The organism is Macellibacteroides sp., from assembly GCF_050251695.1.
Taxonomy (GTDB): domain Bacteria; phylum Bacteroidota; class Bacteroidia; order Bacteroidales; family Tannerellaceae; genus Macellibacteroides; species Macellibacteroides fermentans.
In genome coordinates this window covers 1-3,352 of the sequence record NZ_JBFWMI010000172.1, presented here as the reverse complement: position 1 = coordinate 3,352, position 3,352 = coordinate 1, and the positions used below count along the sequence as shown (strand labels likewise).

Below are 3,352 nucleotides of genomic sequence, written 5' to 3'. Positions count from 1 at the left end.
CAGGATAGCTCCATAGGCAACCGTTTCGGTATGATTTGTTCGATAATCGAATCCTACCTGGAAAGTATGCTTCGTTTTTCCTGTAAATACATCCCTGCCAATTAAGTCAATCTGTAAAGCACTGTTGTTGTCTGCACGTGTTGAACGTGTAAGTGAGCGGCTGCGCAAGTTGTATAACCCGGTTTTTGATACATTCTTTAAGGTCGAAGTACTTGCTCCGGTATTGTCTGTATCAAGTGTAGATCCAAAATAAGCAACCCGTACACTAAATAAATCAGACAAGGATCGGTCAAACCGTAACGCATAAGTAAGATTGTTTGTCAACGCTCTATCTGTCTCAAAACCCAAGAAATTGTTATGAGGCATTTTATATAAAGCATTCACGCTATCTGCCGCTAGATTTACGGTTCCTCGGTCTGGCGTACGAGTGTCGTGCATGTAGTCCATCTCAACTGTTACAGAAGTTTTTTTGTTTGGCTTCCAGGCAAAGGATGGATTAACATATATACGGTCTTTTGATACATTCACCCTGTAATTATCTGCACGTTCAAAAGCTCCGTTAATACGGAATCCAATAGCTTGCTCCTTATCTAGAACTGTTTGAACATCAAAAGTAGGACGGAATTGTCCCCAACTGCCGCTTCGTAAGCTTACTTCTCCTGCATTTACAAATTTAGGTGTTTTTGTCGCGATGTTAATTACACCACCGGCACTACCTAAGTCGTTCCCGATACCCTGTGTAATAGCCGCAGTTCCTTTCAATACCTGAATGCTTTCCACACCCTGCATATCTGTAAGAAATCCACCTCCTCTGAAATCGGACTGAACCCGTACGCCGTTCTTCAAGGTTGGGATTCCTCTGTACCCTCTGGTTGACAGACTTTCCTGCGCGTTACCAAAAGAGGCGAATTGAGTAACCCCCACAACGTTTCGTACAGCATCAGTAATGGTCATATTACCCTGCTCTTCGATTACCTTGTTGGATATAATAGAGATACTTTGTATTTGTTCACTCGGACGAAGGGGTAAACGAGTTACTGCATTTAGTTTTTCGGGTTGTTTTTCTCTTACTCCAAATACCTCGATGTCTGTTAATTCGTTAACATCTGGAATAAGCTCGAAGTGCAAAACGGCAGGTCTGCCATCTGCAACCTGTGCTTCAAGAGTCTGTTGTTTATATCCTATAAAACGGGCTGTTACTTGTCTTTTGCCTGATGGGATCTGATTAAAGAAGAATGATCCGTCATTATCGGTCGTTGTGCCAACCATAGATCCTTCAATATATACAGCAGCTGCAGGCAGCGGTTGTCCTTTTTCGTCGACAACCCTTCCTTTAATTAAAGGAACCAGTGCGTCTTTGCCGAAAGCGCTGCAGACGATCAGAAGCGTTAGAATCAAAGTTGTGATTTTAGTCTTTCTCATATATAAAATTGTTACATTAAATTTTTTATGCAAATTTCACAAGTTTGAAATGATCATGCAATCACCTTAAATAATGAAAATATAGACCTGAAATATGCTGAAAAGCATAAAATGAGAAATCTGATACCTATTAATTGGTATTTTCTATGAGTCGATAAATTCAATTTATATGATTTGCTTTATCGATTCGCAAATATTTACCATCTTTGTAACGCAATGTTCCATAACCGTATTCTCGGGGAGGATTAAAAGGGAATCGGGTGTAAATCCCGGACAGTCCCGCTGCTGTAAACTTCATAACGTACCGGATTGATCGCCACTGTTTTTATTTAACGGGAAGGCTCCGGATATGGAAGTAAGTCAGAAGACCTGCTTTGCACACAATTTCAAAAGCTTCGAGGAAAGGCTACTGAAACATATGAACCATCATATCGTTATTACAGATTCCCTGTTGTTTCTTGAATTGTGCTTTATGCAAGTTTTTAATTATCTGCCATAATAATTAGAAAAGAAGCATGAATTTGTATACGTGTGAGCAGCGTATCAGATTTGTGCTTTCTTTATTGTTTGAACTCTTAATGTTTTTCATTTGTTTTCTAAATGAAAAGTGCTTTTATTTGCATGTGAAACCAAGAAAAAAGTTTATGATGAAAAAGTCAATTGTGTTAGTATTTGTAGCCCTTATGCTTGGAGTATTATATGCTCCGCTAAATGCACAAGTGAAATTTGGGGTGAAGGGTGGTGTGAATATTGCTTCAGTCCACTTTAGTGATGATGTTATAGATCCGAACAATGTGACAGGTTATCACATTGGACCAATGATTGAGGCGATGATTCCTGTTAAAGGGTTAGGTATTGATGTTGCAGTGCTTTACTCTCAGAAAGGTCTCGAGTTTGAGGATGAAAGCATGAAGACGGATTATATTGACGTTCCTGTAAATTTAAAGTGGAAAACGGGTGTTTCTGTAGCAAAATTGTATGTTGCCGCAGGTCCCTATTTAAGTTTTCGTGCTGGAGGCGATAAAAAGTGGGATTTAATTGAATCACAGATTGAGGCAAAATCTTTTGGAGCGGGAGTCAATCTGGGTGCCGGGGTAGAGTTGTTGAACCATTTACAGGTTGGTGTAAATTATGGTATTGGGCTGACTGATAATTATAGTGTAAATAAAGTTGGATTAGGTGATCTAAATGACGGAAAAAACCGTACTTGGTCAATAACTGCTGCAATTCTGTTCTAACAAACAAATATTCAGGAAGCCGGACTTTCAGAAGTCCGGCTTTTTTTGTTATTTTGAACTCTCTATGATAGAAAAAATGAAATACGCAGATGTAATTCTCCCTCTTTCTCTTGCCAACAGCTATACGTATCGCATCCCTCAGGATATGCAGGCTGCACTTGTTGCCGGATGTAGGGTTATTGTCCATTTTGGAAAAAGAAGGTATTACACTGCGATTGTGTTGGAAGTTCATAACAGACAACCCCAATCTACACTTGAAGTTAAAGAAATCTATGCATTATTGGATGCCAGTCCGGTTTTACGCAGACCTCAATTGCGCTTCTGGCAATGGCTTTCGGAGTATTATTTGTGCAAGTTGGGCGATGTGTACAAGGCAGCTTTACCTTCCGGCCTAAAATTGGAAAGTGAAACAGCCGTTTCTTGTATCAAAGATTTTGAAGCCCAATTCCCTTTAAGACCAGCCGAACAAGCGGTGTTGGATGCATTCTCAGATGGTCAGAAATTAACTGTATCCGAGCTGGAAAAGAAAACCGGTCTTCGTAATGTTGTTTCCACATTGTCCGTTTTGCTAACTTACGGAGCAGTAGAGGTACAGGAAGAATTGAAAAAAGGATTTGCACCCAAATTGGAGACCTATGTTTCTCTTTCTGACGAATATAGAGGCCATGATGCTTTGCAAAAAGCATTTGATC

General features: G+C 39.9%; 3 protein-coding genes and 1 riboswitch. Of the genes, 2 read left to right on the top strand and 1 reads right to left on the bottom strand.

Annotation, left to right across the window (positions count from 1 at the left end):
* A partial coding sequence (locus AB7E53_RS14640; protein WP_446776532.1) for a carboxypeptidase regulatory-like domain-containing protein occupies positions 1-1,422 on the bottom strand: 1,422 nt, incomplete at its 3' end.
* Positions 1,423-1,621: 199 nt separating this feature from the next.
* Positions 1,622-1,813: riboswitch (cobalamin riboswitch) on the top strand.
* Between the two features lie 256 nt (positions 1,814-2,069).
* On the opposite strand from AB7E53_RS14640, the gene AB7E53_RS14635 reads away from it, so the two are divergent.
* The gene (locus AB7E53_RS14635) at positions 2,070-2,660 is read left to right on the top strand and encodes a porin family protein (RefSeq protein WP_446776534.1); all 591 of its coding nucleotides are present in this window, start codon (positions 2,070-2,072) and stop codon (positions 2,658-2,660) included.
* A gap of 76 nt (positions 2,661-2,736) precedes the next feature.
* Positions 2,737-3,352 (top strand): primosomal protein N' family DNA-binding protein (locus AB7E53_RS14630; protein ID WP_446776530.1); only part of this gene is annotated, 616 nt, incomplete at its 3' end.